Genomic DNA, 22,395 nt, shown 5'->3' with positions numbered 1-22,395 from the left:
GACGTGCCTAGGTGTGCAATGACAGCGATGATCAAGGCTTTTTAGGCTGGGCCCGCCATTGTGCGCAGTAATCCTGCTCAGGCAATGCCGGGGTGTACCAGACGTAATCGGCAGCCCCTTGCGACACCGGAGCGCCGGCTTGCGCCAGAAGCAGCACAACGGTGCCGTGGCTGACACCCAGATCCAGAAGGTGCGTGGGCACACCCAAGTCCTTGCGCGCATGGTAAGTACCGGCAAACAGCAGCGCGGGTGAAGGTGCTTCGAGCAGTCTCTGCGCCATGCGCCGGTCTCGCTGCTGCTGGACCGCGAGCATCGCAGGCATGTGCTCTTCCGGCAGCAATCCGCAATGGGATTCACGAATCTGATTCAGCAATTGCTCGCGCACCGCCGGGGTGGTCGAATGCACGCCGGTCAGCGTCGGTGCTTGCGTGTAGATCGCCGTGACGTCGCGAGCATCCAGGTTCGCCGACAACAACGGATAGGGCTGTCCCAGCGCATAGCGCACGACAGGCCCGTAAAGAGCCCAGTCCCAGCCCTTTTGCCACGCCAAAGCAGCGGGCAGGTCATCAGGAATACCCGACTTTCTGACCTCCGCCTGGACCGCATCAACCTTCGCTTGTTGGTCAGGAGTGAGCATTTCCAACAGCAGGCTGCCTTGCGCACGCTGATCGGCCAGCACCTGCAAAAGCCATAGCTGCAACGCATGATGATCGGGGTTGTCGTGCTGCTCACCGACAAGGACCCTCGGCGCCTGCGCTAAACGCTCGGCCAGCTGCTGCGGCGTCAGTTCCCGACCGCTGCTCATATCACGGATGACCCCGACATCCGCCTGCTCATGCCCACGCGGGCTTTGCCAGGCAGGTACCTTTCGTACGGGGGACGTGGTTTGGCAAGCACTCAGCGTAGCCAGTAACCCGGCAAGCAACATAATCCAGAGCAAACGAAGCATCAGGCCTGCCTTTTATCGCGCGATGATCAGAGGATGGCCGCGTTCGGGGTGAGCTTGCACCAATACCTCCAGGCCAAAGACCGACTTGAGGGGCTCAGGCTGGAGAACGACGGCAGGACTGCCCAGCGAATGGGCGTGACCACTCGCCAACAACAGTAAACGATCACAGTAGCGCGCAGCCAGATTCAAATCGTGCAGGATGACCATCACCGCTGCCCCGCGATCGGAAAACTCGCGGACTGCTTGCAGAATGGTGTGCTGATGCAGCGGGTCGAGCATTGATGTTGGCTCGTCGAGTAATAACGTTTGACCACGTTCACCCGGCCATAGCTGTGCCAGCACACGCGCCAAGTGCACGCGCTGGCGTTCGCCACCGGACAACGCCATATAACTGCGCCCCTGTAGATGCGCCGCATCCGCAGCGATCAACGCGGCACGAATGACGTCCGCATCACGCACCCGACCACTGTCATGGGGCAAGCGCCCCATCGCCACCACCTCCTCCACCCTAAAAGAAAAACTCAAGGTCGAGCTTTGCGGCAGTACCGCCAAACGCTGCGCCCGCTCTGAACCGCCCCAGTCGGCCAATCTTTTTTGATCCAGCCAAACCTGTCCCCGAGCGGCTTTCAGCTCACCACACAACGCCCCCAGCAAGGTACTTTTGCCGGCACCGTTGGGGCCCAGTACGCCGAGAATCTCACCTGGGCGAAGGTCCAGTGTGATATCCGTCAACACCGTTTTTGTACCGCGTTGAATGTGCAGGTTTTCACTGCGTAGCATCAGGTGCGCCCTCGTAACGGCATCAGGTACCTCCACGCACACGTCATCAGGTACGCCCACGCACCAACAGGTATAAAAAGAACGGCGCACCCAAAAATGCGGTCACGATACCGATCGGCAGCTCAGTTGGCACCAATACCAAACGCGCAAAGATATCCGCAAACAACAACAGGCAGGCCCCCGCCAACGCCGAGGCAGGTAACAGCACGCGATGATCAGGCCCCGTCAACAAGCGCACCAGATGCGGCACGATCAGTCCGATAAAGCCAATCATGCCCGCCGCAGCCACTGCTGCACCGACACCCAGCGCGGTACAAAAAATCAGTTCACGCTTGAGCTTTTCGACATCGACGCCCAAATGCCGGGCTTCGGATTCCCCCAGCAGCAAGGCGTTCAACGCTTTGGCCCGACGCGGCAGCCACACGATGATCAGCACACAGACCAATAGCAACGGCCACAATCGGGCGTAGCTGGCGCCGTTGAGGCTGCCCAGATTCCAGAATGTCAGGGTGCGCAAGGTGGCGTCATCGGCCAGGTAGGTGAACAGGCCGATGGTCGACCCCGCCAATGCGGTCAGTGCGACGCCGGCCAACAGCATGATCGCGATGCTGGTCTGCCCATCGCGCCGACCCAATCGATAGACCATCGCGGTCACGCCCAGCCCACCGATGAACGCACACAGCGACAACAAATAGGGCGCTAGCACTTCCGGCAAGCCGCCAAAAACCGAGCCGCTGACAATCGCCACCGCAGCGCCCAAGGCTGCACCGCTGGAAACACCGACCAGTCCGGGATCGGCCAGCGGATTGCGAAACAAGCCTTGCATGGCAGCGCCAGTCAATGCCAGCACCGCACCGACGACCAGCCCAAGAAGGGTACGCGGCAAGCGGATCTGGCCGAGAATCAGTTCGGCCTGCTCCAGGCCTGCGCCCGACACGGGTACGCCCAGCAGACGCAACCCCGCTCGCAAGGTGTCCATCAGCGGCAAACTGATGGGGCCCAGCGCCAGGGAAAGCCAAAACGCGATAAAGCACACCCCACTCAAACCAATGAACAGGGCGCGCGGCGGCACTAAACCGTTCATTGTGGCGACAACTCCGCCATAGAGCCTTCGGCCACCCGAGACGCCGGTTTACAAAAGGATTCGGCACAAAGACCGAGACCACTGGCACGAAGGCCCATATCGAGGTTCCCTTGAATATTGACCGCTAGCCACTTTCAGGAAGCAGCATCCAACGGCCAGAGCTGCGACACTGTCGAGCGTTGAACACGCCAGCTGTTCGATAATTGTTGGCATTCTTGCATCAAGCTTAATCACCCGCTCAGGCCATTTCGCGTCCGGGTGGGAACTTACTGGCGATCGGAGCCAAGCATGAAATTTCTCTGCGCCGCAGATTACCTGACTGAATCCCAAAGTCGGGGTTTTGATTTAGACGGTCTCAAACTGCTGGCGATACGCCGGGAAGGGCAAGTCTTTGTCTACCGCAACCGCTGTCCGCATCGAGGTGTACCGCTGGAGTGGCAGCCGGATCAATTTCTCGACACGAGCGCAAGCCTGATTCAGTGCGCAACCCACGGCGCCCTGTTTCTGATTGAAAGCGGAGAATGTGTGTCCGGGCCTTGCGCAGGACAATCGTTAAGCGCAATTGCTTGTCGCGAAGACCCGAGCGGGGTCTGGATCAGCCCGACCTAGTCACGTTGACGGTGCTAAATGCACCTCAAGCCGACGGTCGATGCGAACCTCATCAGGGGTCAACTGCACTCCGTAGGCCAAGACCTGAACACCTGCCGCAACCGCGTCACTCAGGGCCGCAGCATACGCAGGGTCAATCTCTTCGGCCGGGCGCACTGCGTCGATCCCGGTCAGGTTGACGCAATACAACAGCACCGCACGCACACCTTCCCGAGCCAGGCTCGCCAACTCACGAAGATGGCGAGCCCCGCGCTGGGTCACTGCGTCTGGAAAAGCAGCAATCCGCGAATTGTCAAACCCCAGGGTCACGCTTTTGACTTCGACAAAGGCAGGCCCGCTCGAATAATCCAGGCGAAAATCCACCCGACTGTTTTCCTGGCCGTAAGCCACCTCTCGCTTGAGGGCGGTAAAGCCGTTCAGCTCGGTGATCACCCCAGCAAGCAAGGCCTCCTCCACCAGGTGATTCGCCCGTCCGGTGTTGACACAGGCGAAGCGCCCTTGCGGGGTTTCACTGATCTCCCACGTACCCGGCAGCTTGCGTTTGGGATCGTTGGATCGACTGAACCAAATGCGCCCACCCGGCGCCATGCAGTTGAACATCGAACCGGTATTGGGGCAGTGAATAGTCAGCTTTTCGCCACTGGCCGTTTCAATGTCGGCGAGAAAGCGCTTGTAGCGAATCAGTAGACGGCCTTGTTCCAGTTCAGGAGAAAAGCGCATCAGCCCTGCCAACTCCGCAGGCCACGGGCAATCCGCTCAACCGCCTCCTGCAAACGCGGCAGGCTCTGGGTGTAGGCAAACCGTACGTGGTGACCCGCCTGAAAACGGCCGAAGTCCAACCCTGGGGTGATCGCGACGTGCTCCGTTTCCAGAAAGTGCCGACAGAACGCAAACGCATCGCCGCCAAAGGCGCTGATGTCCGCGTAAAGGTAGAACGCTCCCTCTGGCTCGACAGCAATGCCAAAACCCAATTCGCGCAAGGCCGGCAACAGGAAATCACGCCGACGCCCAAACTCGGCACGTCGCTCTTCGAGAATCGCCAGGGTCTGCGGTTCGAAACAGGCCAGCGCCGCATACTGGGCCATGCTCGGTGCACTGATGTAGAGGTTTTGCGCGAGTTTTTCCAGGTCTGCCACAGCATCTTCGGGGGCGACCAACCAACCCAAACGCCAGCCGGTCATACCGAAATACTTGGAGAAGCTATTCAGCACGAAAGCATCATCATCGACTTCAAGCACGCTGGCCGCATCGCAGCCGTAAGTCAGCCCGTGGTAGATCTCGTCCACCACCAAATGGCCATTACGCGCTTTCAACGCCGCGGACAACGCAGCCAGCTCATCGCGTTGTAGCAAAGTACCGGTCGGGTTGGCTGGCGATGCGACCAGCGCGCCGACGCTGTCCTGGTTCCAGTTCTGCGCCACCAGATCCGGCGTCAGTTGATAACGAACCTCCGGCCCCACCGGCACCAGTTGCGCGGCCCCCTCAACCAGTCGGAGAAAATGCCGGTTGCACGGGTAACCTGGATCGGCCAACAGCCAGTGTTTACCGGGGTCTACCAGCAGGCTGCTGGCAAGCAGCAAGGCGCCCGAACCACCGGGGGTCACAAGAATTCGGTGCGGATCGACAGTCACCTGATAACGCTGGGCATAGAAGCCAGCGATGGCTTCACGCAACTCGGGCAACCCACGGGCAGCGGTGTAGCGGGTTTTGCCCGCAGCCAATGCCGCCTGACCGGCTGCAATGATCGGCTCGGCCGTAGTGAAGTCCGGCTCGCCGATCTCCAGATGGATGACATCGTGACCCTCTGCCTGCAGTTCATTCGCCCGCGCCAGCAAAGCCATGACATGAAAAGGTTCGATAGCGCGACTGCGTGCACTGTAGGGCTGAGCCATAAGTCTTCCTTTTAGCGGGGAGCGTCGAAGTATTAATCCCGCGATTCTACCCAAGCGCCCGCGCAAGAGCCCGTTTAATGACGCGTTTACTGTCGAGCGGCGCCGAAACCTGATCGAAAATAAAACCCGGCAGGCGCCGTTGCGGGGACTAAAATTAGATTTCCGAACGCGTTTTTACGCCCAATGTCCAACTATCAGGGCTTTAAAGCCAAGCAATGACTGCACGCTCGACAACGGGGAGTGGCGCGCTCCGATTCGATCTGGTAAGTTCGCCCGCTTGCAGCCGCAGGGCCGGCAGGTGTCGGTGATGGATCATTCCTGCGCAATGGATTAGAAGAGTAAGAGGCGGTCCATTCATGCCCAATAAAGCACAGCAACAGAACAGCCAACTGATTCGCGGCTTTGTACCCTACGTTGAGAGTAAGGGCGAGGAGTACATGGGCGTTCGTATGCGCGCTCACTTCACCCATATTCTTGGCCAATGGAAAAAGGAACTGATGCAGGAGGTCGACAGGACCGTGCATCACATGCAGGATGAAGCTGCTAACTTTCCTGATCCTTCAGACCGCGCCAGCCAGGAAGAAGAATTCAGCCTGGAGCTGCGTGCCCGCGACCGTGAGCGTAAGTTGATCAAAAAGATCGACAAGACGCTGCAACTGATCGAAGACGAAGAATACGGTTGGTGCGAGTCATGCGGTGTAGAGATCGGTTTGCGCCGACTGGAAGCCCGTCCTACAGCCGACCTGTGCATCGATTGCAAAACACTGGCGGAAATCAAGGAAAAACAGGTCGGTAAATAATCTGTTTTCAACCTGAACAAGGGGCGCTCCGGCGCCCCTTGTGGTTCCTGGCGATTTGATTTGTCAGTGGATCGTGATCAACGAGTTCCAGTAACATCGCCCCCATGAAATCCCCTCCCTACATCGGGCGCTTTGCGCCAACCCCCAGCGGTTACCTGCATTTCGGCTCATTGGTTGCGGCCCTGGCCTCGTACCTTGACGCCCGCGCAGTGGGCGGCAAATGGCTTATGCGCATGGAGGATCTCGATCCGCCGCGCGAAGTCGCCGGTGCACAACTGGCGATTCTGCAAACCCTGGAGCGCTACGGTTTCGAGTGGGACGGCGAGGTCGTCTACCAAAGACTGCGCCACGAGGCTTATGCTCAGGTGGTAAATCGCTGGTTGAGCCAGGGCCTGGCTTACGCCTGCACCTGCTCGCGCAAACAGCTGGAAGACTTCCACGGTATTTATCCGGGTCTGTGCCGCAATGCCGGACATGACCCTGAGCACGCGGCGGTACGTATCCGCGTGCCGGAGCTGGAGTACCGCTTCAAGGACCGTGTGCAAGGCGAGTTTGCTCAGCATCTGGGGCGAGACGTTGGCGACTTCGTCATTCGTCGGCGTGATGGTCTCTACGCCTATCAATTGGCGGTAGTGATCGACGATGCCTGGCAAGGGGTCACCGATATAGTGCGCGGCGCCGACCTGCTCGATTCCACGCCCCGCCAGCTTTACTTGCAAGAATTGCTCGGTCTGCCGCAACCCCGTTATCTGCACGTCCCGCTGATCACTCAGCCCGACGGCAACAAACTGGGCAAGTCGTATCGCTCGCCGCCCCTGTCCAGCGACCAGGCCATCCCACTCCTGCTGCGAGCCCTGCGGGCATTGGGCCAGCCCGTCAGCGATGAGCTTGAATATGCCAGCCTCAGAGAGATACTCGACTGGGGAATTCGCCATTGGGACGCTGCGCTCATCCCCCGCACCCACAGTCTTGAAGAGGCTCTATTAAGCTGAGTTGGCATGCCAAGCGCACTCAAGTTCTGACCGTTATTAAAACGCCACTTGCAGCTTGGCCACCATCCAGTACCATCGCCGCACCTTTTTAGTGAGGGACCAGCATGTATATCTATCGATTGGTCCTGCTCCTGGTGGTGGGAATATACCTATTTTCCCCAGCCATCATGGACTGGTGGATTGAGCCGACAGGCGCGTGGTATCGCCCGTATTTACTCTGGCTGATTCTGATCGTCGTGACCTTTATCCTGCAGAGTCAACGTGATGCCGATGAGCTTTAGCCTGACCCAGATGATCCTGATCAGTGCCACCTATTTGCTGGTGCTGTTCGGCGTCGCCTGGGTCAGTGAGCGCGGCCTGATTCCGCGCTGGATCATTCGTCACCCGCTGACCTACACCTTGTCTCTCGGGGTGTATGCCAGCGCCTGGGCTTTTTATGGCACCGTTGGTCTGGCGTATCAGTACGGTTACGGCTTCCTTTCCAGCTACCTGGGTGTGTCCGGGGCCTTTCTGTTGGCGCCGGTGTTGCTCTACCCGATCCTCAAGATCACCCGCACATACCAGCTATCATCACTGGCCGACTTGTTCGCCTTCCGCTTTCGCAGCACCTGGGCCGGCGCGCTGACCACCATTTTCATGTTGATTGGCGTGCTGCCGTTACTGGCCTTACAGATCCAGGCCGTGGCCGACTCCATCAGCATCCTGACCCGTGAGCCAGTGCAGAACCGCGTTGCACTGGCGTTCTGCGCACTGATCACCCTGTTCACTATTTTCTTTGGTTCGCGGCACATCGCGACTCGGGAAAAGCATGAGGGCCTGGTGTTCGCCATCGCCTTCGAATCGGTGATCAAGTTGATCGCGGTCGGCGGTATTGGCCTGTACGCCTTGTACGGAGTGTTCGACGGCCCGCAACAACTGGAGCAGTGGCTGCTGCAAAACCAGGCTGCGCTCGCCGCCCTGCATACCCCGTTGCAGGAAGGCCCTTGGCGCACCCTGCTGCTGGTATTCTTTGCCTCAGCGATTGTCATGCCGCACATGTACCACATGACCTTCACCGAAAACCTCAATCCGCGTTCGCTGGTCAGCGCCAGTTGGGGCTTGCCGCTGTTTCTGTTGTTGATGAGCCTGGCCGTGCCGCTGATTCTCTGGGCCGGCCTTAAACTCGGCGCCACCACCAGCCCTGAATACTTCACTCTGGGCATCGGCATTGCCGCCAACAACAAAGCCCTGGCGCTACTGGCGTATGTCGGCGGGTTATCGGCAGCAAGCGGACTGATCATCGTCACCACCCTGGCCCTGTCCGGGATGGCGCTCAACCACCTGGTGTTGCCGCTGTATCAGCCACCTGCCGAAGGCAATATCTACCGCTGGCTGAAGTGGACCCGCCGCGCACTGATCGTCGCGATCATCATGGCCGGCTACGGGTTTTACCTGTTGATTGGCGCGCAGCAGGACTTGGCAAATCTGGGCATTGTGGCCTTCGTCGCCACTCTGCAGTTTTTACCGGGTGTGCTGTCGGTCCTGTATTGGCCGACTGCCAACCGTCGGGGCTTTATCGCCGGGTTGCTGGCCGGGATCATCGTGTGGATGGTGACCATGCTGTTGCCGTTGATCGGCAACTTTCAGGGTTTCTACATTCCTCTGCTGAACATGATTTACGTGCTCGACGACACCAGTTGGCACATGGCAGCCATCGCTTCGCTGGCGGCCAACGTTCTGATATTCACCCTGATTTCGCTGTTCAGTGATGCCAGCCCGGAAGAAGCCAGCGCCGCCGAGGCGTGCGCCGTCGACAACGTCCGACGCCCACAACGCCGCGAGCTGCACGCTGCCTCACCCCAGGAATTCGCCACCCAGTTAGCCAAACCCCTCGGCGCCAAGGCCGCCCAAAAAGAAGTCGAACAGGCACTGCGCGACCTCTATCTGCCCTTCGATGAACGTCGACCTTATGCTCTGCGCCGCTTGCGCGACCGGATCGAAGCCAACCTGTCCGGGCTGATGGGCCCCAGCGTCGCTCAGGACATGGTCGAAACCTTCCTGCCGTATAAGTCCGGCAGCGAAAACTACGTCACCGAAGACATCCACTTTATCGAGAGCCGCCTCGAGGACTACCACTCCCGGCTGACTGGCCTTGCCGCCGAACTCGATGCCTTGCGCCGCTATCACCGCCAGACCCTGCAAGAACTGCCAATGGGCGTGTGCTCCCTGGCCAAGGATCAAGAGATCCTGATGTGGAACAAGGCCATGGAGGAATTGACCGGCATCGCTGCGCAGCGCGTAGTGGGTTCGCGACTGGAAACCATCGCCGATCCATGGAAAGCATTGCTGCAAGGCTTTATTGACCTGCCCGACGAACACTTGCACAAACAACGCTTGGGGCTCGACGGTCAAACCCGCTGGCTGAACCTGCACAAAGCGGCCATTGATGAACCGCTTGCCCCCGGCAACAGCGGCCTGGTATTGCTGGTCGAAGACTTGACCGACACCCAGATGCTCGAAGACAAACTGGTGCACTCCGAACGCCTGGCCAGCATCGGTCGTCTGGCGGCGGGTGTCGCCCACGAAATAGGCAACCCGATCACCGGCATCGCCTGCCTGGCCCAGAACCTGCGCGAAGAGCGCGAGGACGACAGCGAACTGAGCGAAATCAGCAGCCAGATCCTTGAGCAGACCAAACGTGTTTCGCGCATCGTCCAGTCGCTGATGAGCTTCGCCCATGCCGGCGGTCATCAACATTCCGACGAACCGGTTTGCCTGGCCGAAGTGGCGCAAGATGCCATCGGTCTGCTGGCGCTGAACCGGCGTAACTACGAAGTTCAATTCTTCAACCTGTGCAACCCCGAACACTGGGTCGATGGCGACCCACAGCGACTGGCGCAAGTGTTGATCAACCTGCTCACCAACGCCCGTGACGCGTCGCCTTCGGGCTGCGCGGTGCGGGTTAAAAGCGAGGCATCGGAACACACGGTCGATCTGATCGTAGAAGATGAAGGCAGTGGCATTCCAAAAGCGATCATGGACCGATTATTCGAACCATTCTTCACGACCAAGGATCCAGGAGAAGGTACCGGACTGGGCCTCGCACTGGTCTATTCCATCGTGGAAGAGCATTATGGACAAATCACCATCGACAGCCCGGCCGACCCCGAGCACCAACGCGGTACCCGTATTCGGGTGACATTACCGCGTCATGTCGAAGCGACGTCCGCTGTGAACTGAGACCGTCGAGAGTATCGAATCAATGCCGCACATTCTGATCGTCGAAGACGAAACAATTATCCGCTCGGCCCTGCGTCGCCTGCTGGAACGCAACCAGTACCAGGTCAGCGAAGCGGGTTCGGTGCAGGAAGCCCAGGAACGTTTCAGCATCCCCTCGTTTGACCTCATCGTCAGCGATCTGCGTCTGCCTGGCGCACCCGGCACCGAATTGATCAAGCTGGGCCAGGGTAAACCTGTCCTGATCATGACCAGCTATGCCAGCCTGCGCTCTGCCGTGGATTCGATGAAAATGGGCGCGGTGGACTACATCGCCAAACCCTTCGATCACGACGAAATGCTCCAGGCCGTCGCGCGTATTTTGCGTGACAGGCAAAGCATCCAAAGCCTCCAGGCTGAACGTAGCGCAGCCGCGTCCAAGCCTGCTGGCGCTGGCGGCACCGATAAAGGTGCGGTCGACAACAGTAACGGCGAAATCGGCATTATTGGCTCGTGCCAACTGATGCAGGACCTTTACATCAAAATCCGCAAAGTCGCGCCAACCGACTCCAACGTGCTGATCCAGGGCGAGTCCGGCACCGGTAAAGAGTTGGTGGCCAGAGCCCTGCACAACCTGTCCAAACGCGCCAAGGCACCGATGATTTCGGTGAACTGTGCCGCAATCCCGGAATCATTGATCGAGTCCGAGTTGTTCGGCCACGAAAAAGGGGCGTTCACCGGTGCCAGCGCCAGCCGGGCAGGTCTGGTCGAAGCGGCTGACGGCGGCACCCTGTTTCTCGATGAGATCGGCGAGTTGCCGCTGGAGGCTCAGGCGCGGCTGTTGCGCGTACTCCAGGAAGGCGAAATCCGTCGCGTTGGCTCGGTGCAATCGCAAAAAGTCGATGTGCGCTTGATTGCTGCCACCCACCGTGACCTCAAGAGCCTGGCCAAAGTCGGCCAGTTCCGTGAAGACCTGTATTACCGTCTGCACGTTATCGCCCTGAAACTACCAGCCCTGCGCGAACGGGGTGCCGACGTCAATGACATCGCCCACGCTTTCCTGGCCCGGCAAAGCGCGAAAGTCGGTCGTACCGACCTTAAGTTCGCCCCGGATGCCGAGCAGGCCATCCGTCATTACACGTGGCCCGGTAACGTTCGCGAGTTGGAAAACGCAGTCGAGCGCGCCGTGATTCTGTGCGAGAGCCCTGAAATCTCTGCCGAACTGCTGGGCATCGATATCGAGCTGAGCGACCTGGATGATGACGATTTCATGGGCCTGGCCCCACAGCAAAGCTCGTCCGGTTCCACGAGCCACGAGCCAACCGAAGACCTGTCCCTGGAAGACTACTTCCAGCACTTCGTTCTCGAGCATCAGGACCACATGACTGAAACCGAATTGGCCCGCAAACTCGGGGTCAGCCGTAAGTGTCTGTGGGAGCGACGTCAGCGCCTGGGTATCCCGCGTCGCAAAACCGGTATCGCCAGCGAAAGCTGAGGTCATCAGGGGCTGCGAGGCTCTGGCACGCGGTGTTCCCGCCCTAGAGCAAACTGTTACCCTCCTTAGTACACGTAACAAAAGCCGGGTCTTATGGTAACGAAGACCCGGCTTTTTTATGCCTGCCAAAAACCGCAAAACCCCTCCAGCCCCCGATTTTAAAGGGATTTAAAAAGTTGGCACAGGTCCTGCTATATGTCTTGTACAAGAACAATAACAAGCAATGCAAAAGACAATAAAAATAAGACGAATCGACTCACGCACAATAAAAACAACACGGCGGAGGCGCAGCTAACTGATTCTTTTGGAGAGGAGTTGTATTTGGGGCTTGCCCCGCAACCAGGCCGAGAATAATAAAAAGCTACCCTAAGGTAGAGCCTGAACTGGTTGGATCGAACGATCATTGCAACGCAGCGACCAAAGCAATCCGTTTGCTCTTGACTCCCGACTGGGAGGTTTCACAGGCGAAAAGCTTGTGGATTGGGCACTCAATAAAAACAAAAAGCCCGACTCGATAATAAAAATAAAGCGCAAACACTTTGGGGGAGCTTCGGCTCCCCCAGTAGCTTCTGCAGAAAAACCCTCATGGTCTAACGCTCGAGCGCCTGATACAGCCCCCTGCGCGCAGCTTCCTACACCATCCCCCGACTAAATGCTAGAATCCCCGCCCATCATGCGGTCATTCTTGTTTTTTGGCCGAATATCCCTTCAAACAGTGCATCCCATGCTGAAGAAGCTATTCCAGTCATTCCGTTCCCCCGTGCGTCGACCGCAACATATTCGCAGCACGCCTGAAGTGCTCACCAGCAGCCAACACTCGCTGCAACGCGGCCAGTTCAGTCGTTACGCCGTCAGTATTGTCGAGCGCTTGCAGAACGCCGGCTATCAGGCCTATCTGGTCGGCGGCTGTGTGCGCGACCTAATGCTGCATATAACGCCCAAGGATTTCGACGTCGCCACTAGCGCCACGCCGGAGCAAGTACGCGCAGAATTCCGTAACGCACGCGTCATTGGCCGTCGCTTCAAACTGGTTCACGTCCATTTCGGTCGTGAAATCATTGAGGTCGCGACGTTTCGCGCCAACCATCCGCAAGATGATGAAGAAGAGGACAGCAACCAGTCTTCCCGCAATGAAAGCGGACGCATCCTGCGCGACAACGTTTACGGCACCCTTGAAGAAGACGCCCAGCGTCGCGACTTCACGATCAACGCGCTGTATTACGATCCGGTCAGCGAGCGTGTCCTCGACTACGCCAACGGCGTGCACGACATCCGCAATCGCTTGATCCGCCTGATTGGCGATCCACAGCAGCGGTACAAAGAAGATCCGGTGCGGATGCTGCGGGCCGTGCGTTTCGCCGCCAAGCTGGATTTCGGCATTGAAAAACACAGCGCCACGCCGATTCGGCAATTAGCGCCCATGCTGCGGGACATCCCTTCAGCGCGCCTGTTCGAAGAAGTGTTGAAGCTGTTCCTGTCCGGCTACGCCGAGTCCACCTTCGAAATGCTGGTTGACCTCGAGCTGTTCGAGCCATTGTTCCCGGCCAGCGCCAAGTCTCTGGAATTGAACCCGACGTACACCCACACGCTGATCAGCGAAGCACTGGGCAATACCGACCTGCGTATTTCGCAGAACAAACCGGTTACCCCCGCTTTCCTGTTCGCCGCACTGCTCTGGCCTGCCCTGCCGGCCAAAGTGATTCGCCTGCAGGAACGCGGCATGCCGCCGATTCCGGCCATGCAGGAAGCCGCCCACGAGCTGATCACCGAACAGTGCCAGCGCATCGCCATTCCAAAGCGCTTCACCCTGCCGATCCGCGAGATCTGGGACATGCAGGAGCGTCTGCCCCGTCGTACCGGCAAACGTGCCGATCTGTTGCTTGATAACCCGCGTTTCCGGGCGGGCTACGACTTCTTGTTGCTGCGCGAAACCGCTGGCGAAGAAACCGATGGTCTTGGCGACTGGTGGACTGATTATCAGGAAGGCAACGACAGCGATCGACGCAACATGATTCGTGACTTGGGCAGCAAGCCCGATGCCACTGGTGCAGCCCCGCGCAAACGCCGTCGCAGCAGCGGCAGCAAACGCAAGCGCAATGGCGCCGACGCACCGACCACTTCAGGCGACTGATAGAGGGGCGATTGATCATGGAGCGTGTCTATATAGGCTTGGGCAGCAATCTGGCTGACCCGGCCGAGCAACTGCGCAACGCTCTCAAAGCCTTGGCGCACGTGGCCCAATCCAGGCTGGTGGGCGTGTCTTCCTTTTATGCCAGCGATTCGTTGTTGCCCGGCCAACCGCGTTTTACCAATGCGGTCGCCGTGCTGGACAGCGAACTTGAGCCCTTGGCCTTGCTCGACGCATTGCAGGCCATTGAGCTCGATCAAGGCCGCGAACGCCACGAACGCTGGGGCCCGCGCACGCTGGACCTGGATATCCTGCTATTCGGCGAACGCCTGATTGATGAGCCGCGCTTAAAAGTGCCGCACTATCACCTGCACGCCCGGCCCTTCGTCCTATATCCCTTGGCCGAGCTTGCGCCTCAGTTACTCTTGGCTGACGGCCGTTCCCTTGATCAGTTACTGGCAGACTGCCCATTCGTTGGGCTTGAGCGCCTCTAGCGCCTGGGCCCGACAGCAGAGCTGCGGAGATCCCGGCTCTGTGGGAATTTTTTCGCGAAGTCAGCAACCCGGTTTATCTGCCCAGGAATGCATGATCGGAGGCGCGCGCCGTAACACCTAACGCCCAGTGAGCGGTAACAGGCACACAAAACGGTAACACCCGTAATTGACTTCACGCCCCCTCCTCACGAAGATAGGCGTCCCGCTGTCCCCTACCGGGCACAAGGGCGCAAATCAGGCCATGGATAAACACCGCCAAAGACGGTGCGCCTGTTTTTTCAGATGATCTCACGCGTTGCTCGCAGTAGTTTTCACAGCGCCTGAACGAGGACTTTTTCATGCCAGAAATATCCCTGACGACCCTGCAAGGCCTCAAGCAGAAAGGTGAAAAAATCACCATGCTGACCTGCTATGACGCGACCTTTGCTCACGCAGCCAGCCAGGCAGGCGTCGAAGTTCTCCTGGTCGGCGACTCTCTGGGCATGGTGTTGCAGGGCCATGACAGCACCCTGCCCGTCACCAACGCAGAGATGGCCTACCACGTTGCCAGCGTCAAACGCGGCAATCAGGGGGCACTGATTCTCGCCGACCTTCCTTTCATGGCCTATGCCACCCTTGAGCAGACCTTCGCCAACAGCGCGCAGTTGATGCAAGCCGGTGCGCACATGATCAAGGTCGAAGGCGCCGCGTGGCTGGCCGAATCGATTCGGTTGCTGGCCGAACGCGGTATCCCGGTCTGCGCGCACATGGGCCTGACCCCGCAATCGGTGAACATCCTTGGGGGCTATAAGGTTCAAGGTCGCCTGGAAGCTCAAGCTCGCCAGATGCGCGCTGACGCCATCGCACTGGAGCAAGCCGGGGTATCCATGATCCTGCTCGAATGCGTACCCAGCGAACTGGCCCAGGAAATCACCCACGCCGTAAAAGTCCCGGTGATCGGGATCGGCGCAGGCAGCGGGACTGACGGCCAGGTACTGGTATTGCATGACATGCTTGGCCTATCCATCACCGGCCGTGTGCCCAAGTTCGTGAGAAACTTCATGACCGGCCAGCCCGATATCCAGTCGGCGTTACAGGCGTATGTCGCAGCAGTCAAAGATGTGAGCTTCCCGGCAACTGAACACGGATTCTCAGCATGAACACAGTAAAAACCGTACGTGAATTGCGTGCCGCCATCGCTCGAGCACGTAGCGAAGGCAAGCGGATCGGCTTGGTCCCAACCATGGGTAACCTGCACAGCGGTCACGCTGCATTAATCGTCAAGGCGGCCCAACGTGCCGATTTCGTGGTGGCGAGCATCTTCGTCAACCCGCTGCAGTTCGGCCCGACCGAAGACCTTGCGACCTACCCGAGAACACTGCCCGCCGATCAGGAGACGCTGCTGCAGGCCGGCTGCCATCTGCTGTTCGCACCGTCGGTCGAAGAAATGTACCCGCATGGCATGGAAGACCAAACCCTGGTCAGTGTTCCGCACTTGTCTGAAGGGCTGTGCGGCGCCAGTCGTCCTGGCCATTTCGACGGCGTGGCCACGGTGGTCAGCAAGCTGTTCAACATGGTTCAGCCCGATCTGGCGGTCTTCGGCCAGAAGGACTTCCAGCAACTGGCAGTGATTCGCGCGCTGGTTCGTGACCTGAACATGCCGATCCAGATCATCGGCGAACCGACCGTACGTGCGGCCGATGGCCTGGCGCTGTCGTCGCGCAATGGCTATCTCAGCGAAGAGCAGCGTGCTGCAGCGCCAGCGCTGTATCGCGTGATAAAACATATCGCCGAGGCTATCCACATCGGCGAGCGCGATTTGAACTTCCTGCTCGCCAACGGCGTGGATCAACTCAAGGCCGCCGGGTTTCGCCTCGATTATCTGGAAATCCGCAACGCAACCACCCTGCGCCCTACCACAGCGGAAGATCACGACCTGGTGATTCTGGCAGCTGCATATATGGGTCCAACACGCTTGATCGACAATCTGCACCTGACCAAGGAATAAAAATGCACGCAATCATGCTCAAGGCCAAGCTACACCGTGCCGAGGTCACTCACGCCGTACTCGACTACGAAGGCTCTTGCGCCATCGACGGCGAATGGCTGGACCTGTCAGGGATTCGCGAATACGAGCAAATCCAGATTTACAACGTCGACAATGGCGAGCGCTTCACCACCTACGCCATTCGTGGCGAAGAAGGGTCACGGATGATTTCCGTGAACGGTGCCGCAGCCCATAAGGCGAAGGTCGGTGACCGTGTGATCATCTGCGCCTATGCTCATTACAGCGAAGCAGAACTGCTCAATTTCAAACCGCGCATGCTGTACATGGCCGCAGGTAATGAACTTAGCCACACCAGCAATGCCATACCCGTGCAGGTTGCCTGAGTTATCCCTGAACACGTAAAAATGACGATCCACTGGAAAGCCCGGCCGTTGACGTGTGAAATAGTACCGAGCGAAGGCAACGCAGCGCGCAGACAGGCCAGGCAACTCGCGTTAGAGTTCAGTGACCCGTCTACGCTCACTGACGGAGCATCGACGTCTTCACATCCACCGTCCGGGCTTTTTTAGCGCCCGAAAAGGCAGTTCAAGTACAAGGAAACCCTCAGCGATGGCGTACTACCGCACTCCTATTGACGCGACTACCCTGCCCGCCTGGCAGGCGCTGAATCAACACCGCGAAGCCATGCAGGATTTCAGCATGCGCGAGGCGTTCAATGCCGACCCGCAACGTTTTACTCAATTCACCCTCAGCAGTTGCGGGCTGTTTCTCGACTATTCAAAAAACCTGATCACCCACGAAACCCGCGACCTGTTGGTGGGCCTTGCTAACGAAGCAGGCTTGCAGGACGCGATCAAGGCGTTATTCTCCGGCGAACTGGTCAACGCATCCGAAGGCCGCCCGGCCCTGCACACTGCGCTACGCCGCCCGGTAGGCGACAAGCTGTCGGTAAACGGCGTCAACGTGATGCCTGAAGTGCATAAAGTGCTCAACCAGATCACCGAGCTGGTCGGACGCATTCATGACGGTTTATGGCGCGGTTACACCGAAAAGCCCATCACCGACGTAGTCAACATCGGCATCGGCGGCTCCTTCCTCGGCCCGGAACTGGTGTCCGAAGCACTGCTGTCTTACGCACAGAAAGGTGTGCGTTGCCACTATCTGGCAAATATCGATGGCAGTGAGTTCCATGAACTGTCGCTCAAGATTCGCGCAGAGACCACCCTGTTCATCGTCTCGTCGAAGTCATTCAACACTCTGGAAACCCTGAAGAACGCCCAGGCCGCACGTGCCTGGTACTTGGCGCAAGGCGGTTCCGAAGCGGAGCTGTACCGTCACTTCATCGCCGTTTCCAGCAACAACGCTGCGGCGGTGGCCTTCGGGATCCGCGAAGAAAACATCTTCCCGATGTGGGATTGGGTTGGCGGTCGTTATTCGCTATGGTCGGCTATCGGCCTGCCGATTGCGCTGGCCATCGGCATGTCCAACTTCAAAGAGCTGCTGTCCGGCGCCTACACCATGGATCAGCACTTCCAGAGCGCACCGTTCGAACAGAACATGCCCGTGCTGCTGGCCCTGCTCGGGGTCTGGTATGGCAACTTCTGGGGTGCGCAAAGCCACGCGATCCTGCCGTACGACCACTACCTGCGCAACATCACCAAGCACTTGCAGCAACTGGACATGGAGTCCAACGGCAAGAGCGTACGCCAGGACGGCTCACCGGTGTCCACCGACACCGGCCCGGTCATCTGGGGCGGCGTCGGTTGCAACGGCCAGCACGCCTATCACCAGTTGCTGCACCAAGGCACACAGCTGATTCCAGCTGACTTCATCGTGCCGATCGTCAGCTTCAACCCGGTGGCCGACCACCACCAATGGCTATACGCCAACTGCCTGTCGCAAAGCCAGGCGCTGATGCTCGGCAAGACCCGCGCCGAAGCCGAAGCCGAACTGCGTGACAAAGGCATGGCCGAAGAAGAAATCCAGAAACTCGCACCGCACAAAGTGATTCCGGGCAACCGCCCGAGCAACACCCTGGTCGTAGAGCGTATCAGCCCACGCCGTCTTGGCGCGCTGGTGGCAATGTACGAGCACAAGGTCTTCGTCCAGAGCGTCATCTGGGGCGTCAACGCCTTCGACCAATGGGGCGTGGAACTGGGTAAGGAACTGGGCAAAGGCGTCTACAACCGCCTGACCGGTAGCATTGAAGAGCCGGCAGACGACGCGTCGACCCAAGGCTTGATCAATTACTTCCGTGGTCGTCACCGCGGCTGATCCACCCTTCGCAACACCTCAAAACCCGCCCCCTCGCAAGAGGCGGCGGGTTTTTTAATGCCCCTGCCCATACTCCACATAACGCGCCATCAAGTTCGGGCGGCGGAAGGTGTCGATCTGATCGATCTGGCCACGTATGTGGTAGAGCGCCCCTTCAAACGTTTCGTCGTCCATGTCGATCCACAACCGTGGATTACGGCCGACTTCGCGGTCGTATTGCGCGGTGACGGGGTCGAGGTGGCGGAATTCTTCGTAGCGTGGCAAGTCGGGCAACGGGCGGCTGGTGTCCATGTAGTTCTGCAGGAAGTCCCACATGGCACAGCACAACTCGCCAGCACCCGGTGGAACCAGCGCGCCGAAGTTGATGACGATGTCCCGATAGCGATGGGCGATGTACAGCACATTCATCGGCAAGCCCTGACGGTCCGGGGTCGTGGCGATATAGGCGTCGAACTCGTAAAACGGCGCGGTCAGCTCACCGATGGTGCCGTTCTTTTTGTATTCGCCTTTGTTGTCGTAATCGAACAGGGTGACAAGGCCGGTGCGACGGTTGATCTCCCAGATGGGGCCTCGGGAGGGTTTGACCCAGAGGTGGGGGAAGTAGCGGATGACTAATGAGGCGAGTGCCCAGCACGCTATTGGAATGCCTGAAAACCAAATAAAGAAACTGTTAAAGCTGTCTACTGTTATTTCGATCCATGTTCCATCAAGCTTAGCTATAGCTACGAAAAGCGTAAAAACACTTGGAATCAGACCAATCAGGAAGAACCACTTCCCAAACAAATGTAAATAAATCCAAAACCTTGATCGTTTCGACCACAACGAAAATCTAAAGCGCTCTTGATCCTCCCTATCATGAAAATCCACATGTTCATAGGGTGCTGGCACATAAGTACCTAAGGCCAACTGCTCTTTCTTTTCCTGTTGACCTTTCTCTACACGACGCAGATTTTTTGGTGCCGCTTCTCTCAAAAAATCATCCGGTGCAACCTCCTGCGTCATCCCCCACGGCAGACGCACCTTGGCAAAACGTCGGATCCACGAACGCTCTGCCGAAGGCGGTTGGCTGGGAATCTGATCAGAGCGGTAGGCTGTAGGCGCGTAATAAGATGAGTTCATGGCCGTCATTCGCCGCTCTGCGCTTTATGGGCGGTTTCATCGGCCCAGAACAGCTGTTCGACTTTCTCGAAGTTCGGCTTGGCGTAGGTCACCTCACTGGAGCTCAATCGACATACTCCGCATACCGCGCCATCAGATTAGGACGGCGGAAGGTGTCGATCTGATCGATCTGGCCACGCATGTGGTAGAGAGCCCCGTCAAACGTTTCGTCATCCATATCGATCCACAACCGTGGATTGCGACCGACTTCGCGGTCGTATTGCGCGGTGACGGGGTCGAGGTGGCGGAATTCTTCGTAGCGCGGCAAATCGGGCAGCGGGCGGCTGGTGTCCATGTAGTTCTGCAGGAAATCCCACAGGGCACAGCACAACTCGCCAGCGCCCGGCGGAACCAGCGCGCCGAAGTTGATGACGATGTCACGATAGCGGTGGGCGATGTACAGCACATTCATCGGCAAGCCCTGACGGTCCGGGGTCGTGGCGATATAGGCGTCGAACTCGTAAAACGGCGCGGTCAGTTCACCGATGGTGCCGTTCTTTTTGTATTCACCGTTATTATCGTAATCAAACAGCGTGACAAGGCCGGTGCGACGGTTGATCTCCCAGATCGGACCTCGAGAGGGTTTGACCCAGAGGTGGGGGAAGTAGCGGATGACTAACGAGGCAAGAGCCCAGCCAACAAGTTGAGGCAGTAGAAATACATGGGCTGATGCTTCGATTAACGAAAGTAGAGCTTCTAAATAAGGCAGCCTTGATTTTGTGGCACCAGCTAGTACGGTGATTAGATATACGGGAGATATGATAATAAATCCCCATTTCCCGAAGAGGTGTAAATAAATCCAAAATTGAGAACGCTTTGACCACAAGGAAAATCTGAACCGTTCATGATCTTCGCGATCATGAAAGTCCACGTGCTCATAGGGAGCTGGAACGTAAGTACCTAGCGCGAGTTGTTCTTCCCTATCTTTTAACAAAAACTCTTGACGACGAAGGGTGGCTGGTTTTCTTCCGGTCATAAAATTGTCAGGGGCAACCTCCTGCGTCATGCCCCACGGTAACCGCATCTTGGCAAAGCGTCGGATCCACGAGCGCTCTGCCGAAAGCGGTTGTTTGGGAATATGGTCGGAGCGGTAGGCGGTGGCCGCGTAGTAAGACGAGCTCATGGTAGTCATTCGTCGCTCACCGCTTTATGGGTGATTTCATCAGCCCAGAACAGTTGTTCGCCTTTTTCAAAAATTGGTTTGACGTGGGCTGGACCGAACGGGGTCGGGTCCTTGGGCGGTGGTGCGGGGAACACCCAAGTGCGGCTGCCATCGTTAAATGACAATTGAACACGGACCAGCCAGCGATAGATCTCGGCGGGGCGGCTTTTTGAGGGTTCCGCGGGCTGGTTACGTGGCAACGTGACATATAACTCAATCCCATTGGGCCTTGAGCGATAGGCGACAGGCTTCTCACGGGTGAGCGAATTGCGCTCGTGACTCCATTCATGGCGCAACGTGTAATGCGCTTCCGTTAGCTGCTGCCTGCATTCAACCAGGGTATTGAGTTCCTGACTCAGCAGCCCCGGCAGATTGCTCTCGATCAGGATGCAGGTGTTGGCCTCCCGCACGCTGAAGGGCACTGGACTTCCGTCATTGATTTTGGGGGCGAATTCGTGGTCCGGATTAGGGCGCGAGCTGATGCGGATATCGGCAAACAAGCTGACCAGATAGTAGAAGGCCTGTTGCGGATCTTGCAGGTGGGGAATTCGGCCACTGGCGGGACCGAAGGGGCCAGCACGGAGCCAGTCTTCGACCGCGTTGCTGCTGAGCCAGTAGGCGATGCCCGCGCCGACGCTGATCGCTATCAACGTGATCCAGCCCATTGGACCCAGGCCGAGGAACGTGGCGCCGCCGACCATCAAGGTGCTGGCGATGCCGGTCAAACCACCCGCAGCCATCAGCAGATGGCCCCACATGGCATCGTCGCCCCATTGATAGGCATGCCAGGCGTCGTAGAGGTTGAGGCCGACAAAAATCGATCCTGCGCCGATCTGAGCGAGCAAGCGCCCCGTAAACTCCTTCAAGAAGTGCTTACTCAATGGGCCAAGAACTCGCTCTGCTGAGGTTTCGGAAATAGTGAATAGCGTCGTGCGAGCTGCGGCTAGAACGGATTGGCTGCTGGCCAATTTGACGGTCAGTGCCTCCATGGCGATCAATAAATCTAATCCAGCTCCGACTGCCCCCCCTATAGCCCTCAATTGTCCTTTTTCTCGCTCGGAAGCTTCCCACGCTACCGACTCATTCCTCAAATTCCACAACTCCAACATCCCCACCGCCGCCGCAAACGGTGTCGAGTTCAGCGCCCGATACATCCACTCGCTCTGCAATGCATTCCGACTCGTCACCGCATCCTGTATGGCCGTTCCCTTGGTGGTGACCTGCCCGGTCATATTCAGTTGCCACGCCGCATTGACCCGTTGATTCACGCCGCTGATCAGTTGCGACATCCGATGATCGCGGGGCATGGCGATGACGATGGTATTGGCTCGCAGGTCGCCTCCGGTGCGGTAATGCTCCTGGCCAACGTTCGACAACCCGGAGGGGCCTCGATAGT

General features: G+C 58.3%; 19 protein-coding genes and 1 pseudogene. 12 read left to right on the top strand and 8 right to left on the bottom strand.

Annotated features, from left to right (window positions below; translation table 11 throughout):
• Positions 1-31: 31 nt before the first annotated feature.
• The 3 genes from QN399_RS25095 to QN399_RS25085 are packed head-to-tail and all read right to left on the bottom strand — an operon-like array spanning position 32 to position 2,813.
• Positions 32-949 (bottom strand): ChaN family lipoprotein, encoded by a 918-nt coding sequence (locus tag QN399_RS25095; RefSeq protein WP_322177845.1) that lies wholly within the window; start codon positions 947-949, stop codon positions 32-34.
• Between the two features lie 12 nt (positions 950-961).
• Complete coding sequence (locus QN399_RS25090) at positions 962-1,729, bottom strand: heme ABC transporter ATP-binding protein (protein ID WP_322177844.1); 768 nt, start codon at positions 1,727-1,729, stop codon at positions 962-964.
• Between the two features lie 46 nt (positions 1,730-1,775).
• Entirely contained in the window at positions 1,776-2,813 is a 1,038-nt protein-coding gene (locus tag QN399_RS25085; RefSeq protein WP_322278332.1) for an iron chelate uptake ABC transporter family permease subunit, read from the bottom strand.
• A 288-nt stretch (positions 2,814-3,101) separates the two neighbouring features.
• On the opposite strand from QN399_RS25085, the gene QN399_RS25080 reads away from it, so the two are divergent.
• Positions 3,102-3,422 (top strand): Rieske 2Fe-2S domain-containing protein, encoded by a 321-nt coding sequence (locus QN399_RS25080; RefSeq protein WP_322177843.1) that lies wholly within the window; start codon positions 3,102-3,104, stop codon positions 3,420-3,422.
• Here QN399_RS25080 and sfsA read toward each other — a convergent pair whose 3' ends face one another.
• Both sfsA and QN399_RS25070 read right to left on the bottom strand, forming a co-directional pair.
• On the bottom strand, positions 3,423-4,142 hold the full coding sequence (sfsA, locus tag QN399_RS25075; protein ID WP_330201837.1) for a DNA/RNA nuclease SfsA: 720 nt from the start codon (positions 4,140-4,142) through the stop codon (positions 3,423-3,425). It abuts the gene before it with no gap.
• A complete protein-coding gene (locus QN399_RS25070; RefSeq protein WP_219063804.1) occupies positions 4,142-5,314 on the bottom strand; it encodes a pyridoxal phosphate-dependent aminotransferase in 1,173 nt (390 codons plus the stop codon). Before QN399_RS25070 ends, sfsA begins: the two co-directional genes overlap by 1 nt.
• A gap of 356 nt (positions 5,315-5,670) precedes the next feature.
• Here QN399_RS25070 and dksA point away from each other — a divergent pair, with 356 nt between their 5' ends.
• The 11 genes from dksA (at position 5,671) to pgi (ending at position 18,679) form a co-directional block, all read left to right on the top strand.
• On the top strand, positions 5,671-6,114 hold the full coding sequence (gene dksA, locus QN399_RS25065) for an RNA polymerase-binding protein DksA (RefSeq protein ID WP_219063805.1): 444 nt from the start codon (positions 5,671-5,673) through the stop codon (positions 6,112-6,114).
• Positions 6,115-6,218: 104 nt separating this feature from the next.
• Positions 6,219-7,106, top strand: coding sequence for a tRNA glutamyl-Q(34) synthetase GluQRS (gene gluQRS / locus QN399_RS25060; protein WP_330201836.1), 888 nt, complete (start codon positions 6,219-6,221; stop codon positions 7,104-7,106).
• 104 nt (positions 7,107-7,210) lie between these two features.
• Positions 7,211-7,387: a hypothetical protein gene (locus QN399_RS25055; RefSeq protein WP_003250005.1), complete on the top strand. Its 177-nt coding sequence runs from the start codon at positions 7,211-7,213 to the stop codon at positions 7,385-7,387.
• Positions 7,371-10,325, top strand: a complete 2,955-nt coding sequence (locus QN399_RS25050; protein WP_322177840.1) for an ATP-binding protein — start codon at positions 7,371-7,373, stop codon at positions 10,323-10,325. Before QN399_RS25055 ends, QN399_RS25050 begins: the two co-directional genes overlap by 17 nt.
• A 22-nt stretch (positions 10,326-10,347) precedes the next feature.
• Entirely contained in the window at positions 10,348-11,796 is a 1,449-nt protein-coding gene (locus QN399_RS25045; RefSeq protein ID WP_322177839.1) for a sigma-54 dependent transcriptional regulator, read from the top strand.
• A 724-nt stretch (positions 11,797-12,520) separates the two neighbouring features.
• Complete coding sequence (locus QN399_RS25040) at positions 12,521-13,927, top strand: polynucleotide adenylyltransferase PcnB (protein ID WP_322177838.1); 1,407 nt, start codon at positions 12,521-12,523, stop codon at positions 13,925-13,927.
• A gap of 17 nt (positions 13,928-13,944) precedes the next feature.
• Positions 13,945-14,418 carry a 2-amino-4-hydroxy-6-hydroxymethyldihydropteridine diphosphokinase gene (folK, locus tag QN399_RS25035; RefSeq protein WP_330201835.1) on the top strand — a complete coding sequence of 158 codons (474 nt, stop codon included), beginning with the start codon at positions 13,945-13,947 and terminating at the stop codon, positions 14,416-14,418.
• A gap of 338 nt (positions 14,419-14,756) precedes the next feature.
• Positions 14,757-15,557, top strand: a complete 801-nt coding sequence (panB, locus tag QN399_RS25030) for a 3-methyl-2-oxobutanoate hydroxymethyltransferase (protein WP_322177836.1) — start codon at positions 14,757-14,759, stop codon at positions 15,555-15,557.
• Positions 15,554-16,405: a pantoate--beta-alanine ligase gene (panC, locus tag QN399_RS25025; protein WP_322177835.1), complete on the top strand. Its 852-nt coding sequence runs from the start codon at positions 15,554-15,556 to the stop codon at positions 16,403-16,405. The genes panB and panC overlap by 4 nt, the downstream gene beginning before the upstream one ends.
• Positions 16,406-16,407: 2 nt before the next feature.
• Positions 16,408-16,788: an aspartate 1-decarboxylase gene (panD, locus tag QN399_RS25020; protein ID WP_064118696.1), complete on the top strand. Its 381-nt coding sequence runs from the start codon at positions 16,408-16,410 to the stop codon at positions 16,786-16,788.
• A 226-nt stretch (positions 16,789-17,014) separates the two neighbouring features.
• Positions 17,015-18,679 carry a glucose-6-phosphate isomerase gene (gene pgi, locus QN399_RS25015; RefSeq protein WP_219063813.1) on the top strand — a complete coding sequence of 555 codons (1,665 nt, stop codon included), beginning with the start codon at positions 17,015-17,017 and terminating at the stop codon, positions 18,677-18,679.
• A 54-nt stretch (positions 18,680-18,733) separates the two neighbouring features.
• Here the strand turns inward: pgi and QN399_RS25010 are convergent, their stop codons facing one another.
• The 3 genes and pseudogenes from QN399_RS25010 to QN399_RS25000 all read right to left on the bottom strand — a co-directional run.
• Complete coding sequence (locus tag QN399_RS25010; protein ID WP_322177834.1) at positions 18,734-19,807, bottom strand: hypothetical protein; 1,074 nt, start codon at positions 19,805-19,807, stop codon at positions 18,734-18,736.
• A gap of 94 nt (positions 19,808-19,901) precedes the next feature.
• Positions 19,902-20,960, bottom strand: coding sequence for a hypothetical protein (locus QN399_RS25005; RefSeq protein WP_322177833.1), 1,059 nt, complete (start codon positions 20,958-20,960; stop codon positions 19,902-19,904).
• Positions 20,961-20,965: 5 nt separating this feature from the next.
• Positions 20,966-22,395, bottom strand: a pseudogene (locus QN399_RS25000) (hypothetical protein); the annotation flags it as partial.

The sequence above is a fragment of the Pseudomonas sp. 10C3 genome (assembly GCF_036346185.1).
In the GTDB taxonomy this organism is placed as follows: domain Bacteria; phylum Pseudomonadota; class Gammaproteobacteria; order Pseudomonadales; family Pseudomonadaceae; genus Aquipseudomonas.
Note: the sequence above shows the minus strand (reverse complement) of the source record. Positions and strands in the feature narration are given on the sequence as shown.

What these genes read in the sequence shown, in the direction of transcription:
- QN399_RS25095 (WP_322177845.1), bottom strand. Translation starts at nt 949, where the DNA reads ATGCTTCGTTTGCTCTGGATTATGTTGCTTGCCGGGTTACTGGCTACG.
- QN399_RS25090 (WP_322177844.1), bottom strand. Translation starts at nt 1,729, where the DNA reads ATGCTACGCAGTGAAAACCTGCACATTCAACGCGGTACAAAAACGGTG.
- QN399_RS25085 (WP_322278332.1), bottom strand. Translation starts at nt 2,813, where the DNA reads ATGAACGGTTTAGTGCCGCCGCGCGCCCTGTTCATTGGTTTGAGTGGG.
- QN399_RS25080 (WP_322177843.1), top strand. Translation starts at nt 3,102, where the DNA reads ATGAAATTTCTCTGCGCCGCAGATTACCTGACTGAATCCCAAAGTCGG.
- sfsA (WP_330201837.1), bottom strand. Translation starts at nt 4,142, where the DNA reads ATGCGCTTTTCTCCTGAACTGGAACAAGGCCGTCTACTGATTCGCTAC.
- QN399_RS25070 (WP_219063804.1), bottom strand. Translation starts at nt 5,314, where the DNA reads ATGGCTCAGCCCTACAGTGCACGCAGTCGCGCTATCGAACCTTTTCAT.
- dksA (WP_219063805.1), top strand. Translation starts at nt 5,671, where the DNA reads ATGCCCAATAAAGCACAGCAACAGAACAGCCAACTGATTCGCGGCTTT.
- gluQRS (WP_330201836.1), top strand. Translation starts at nt 6,219, where the DNA reads ATGAAATCCCCTCCCTACATCGGGCGCTTTGCGCCAACCCCCAGCGGT.
- QN399_RS25055 (WP_003250005.1), top strand. Translation starts at nt 7,211, where the DNA reads ATGTATATCTATCGATTGGTCCTGCTCCTGGTGGTGGGAATATACCTA.
- QN399_RS25050 (WP_322177840.1), top strand. Translation starts at nt 7,371, where the DNA reads ATGCCGATGAGCTTTAGCCTGACCCAGATGATCCTGATCAGTGCCACC.
- QN399_RS25045 (WP_322177839.1), top strand. Translation starts at nt 10,348, where the DNA reads ATGCCGCACATTCTGATCGTCGAAGACGAAACAATTATCCGCTCGGCC.
- QN399_RS25040 (WP_322177838.1), top strand. Translation starts at nt 12,521, where the DNA reads ATGCTGAAGAAGCTATTCCAGTCATTCCGTTCCCCCGTGCGTCGACCG.
- folK (WP_330201835.1), top strand. Translation starts at nt 13,945, where the DNA reads ATGGAGCGTGTCTATATAGGCTTGGGCAGCAATCTGGCTGACCCGGCC.
- panB (WP_322177836.1), top strand. Translation starts at nt 14,757, where the DNA reads ATGCCAGAAATATCCCTGACGACCCTGCAAGGCCTCAAGCAGAAAGGT.
- panC (WP_322177835.1), top strand. Translation starts at nt 15,554, where the DNA reads ATGAACACAGTAAAAACCGTACGTGAATTGCGTGCCGCCATCGCTCGA.
- panD (WP_064118696.1), top strand. Translation starts at nt 16,408, where the DNA reads ATGCACGCAATCATGCTCAAGGCCAAGCTACACCGTGCCGAGGTCACT.
- pgi (WP_219063813.1), top strand. Translation starts at nt 17,015, where the DNA reads ATGGCGTACTACCGCACTCCTATTGACGCGACTACCCTGCCCGCCTGG.
- QN399_RS25010 (WP_322177834.1), bottom strand. Translation starts at nt 19,807, where the DNA reads ATGACGGCCATGAACTCATCTTATTACGCGCCTACAGCCTACCGCTCT.
- QN399_RS25005 (WP_322177833.1), bottom strand. Translation starts at nt 20,960, where the DNA reads ATGAGCTCGTCTTACTACGCGGCCACCGCCTACCGCTCCGACCATATT.